Origin of the sequence: Actinotalea sp. C106 (assembly GCF_023630195.1) — a bacterium.
In the GTDB taxonomy this organism is placed as follows: Bacteria; Actinomycetota; Actinomycetes; order Actinomycetales; family Cellulomonadaceae; genus Actinotalea.
Window position 1 is genome coordinate 1 of record NZ_JALPKN010000627.1, and the last position, 607, is coordinate 607.

Below are 607 nucleotides of genomic sequence, written 5' to 3' on the forward strand. Positions count from 1 at the left end.
CCGTGCCAGGCCTCGTCCCACCGGGCGCCCACGACCAGCGCCGCCCCGGCGGCGCGCATGCTCGTTCCGGTGGCACCGCCCACGGCTCGGCCGACGGTGTCCAGGGCTCGCGGGATGCCGGCCCCCGCGCTGCAGGCCGCCTCGAGGAGGTCGAGGACCACGCCCAGCTCGAGCTCGACCGAGACGTCCGAGTCATCCTGTGGACGTACGTCGCGTCCTCGCCCGCGGCGCCCACCCCGACGACGCCCGGGACGTCCACCGAGCGCGGTTCCGACCTGCGAGGTTCTGACCCGCGCGGTCCCGACCCGCGCGGTTCCGGCGGGGGCGCCTCCGGTGCCCCCCGCCCAGTCGACGTCACCATCACTCCCAGAAGCGGGCTCGAGACCACGGAGCCGTCGCGTCACGGCGCTCACCGGCTGCCCCGTCCCGGTTCCTGCCCAGCGGCGGTCGCTGCCCGCACGTAGCGCCCGGCCCAGCGGTGGCCCACGAGCATCAGCCCGGCGCCGGCGACCAGCAGCACCGTGCCGAGCCCGCCGTCGAGCAGCACCGCCCACGGCTCGGCCCCCAGTGCGGCGCCGAGGACCAGGCCCAGCACGGGCAACCAGGC

At 77.4% G+C, this 607-nt stretch carries 1 pseudogene; it reads right to left on the reverse strand.

Annotation, left to right across the window (positions count from 1 at the left end):
• Positions 1 to 409 precede the first annotated feature (409 nt).
• Positions 410 to 607: pseudogene (locus L0B03_RS18885) on the reverse strand (hypothetical protein); the annotation flags it as partial.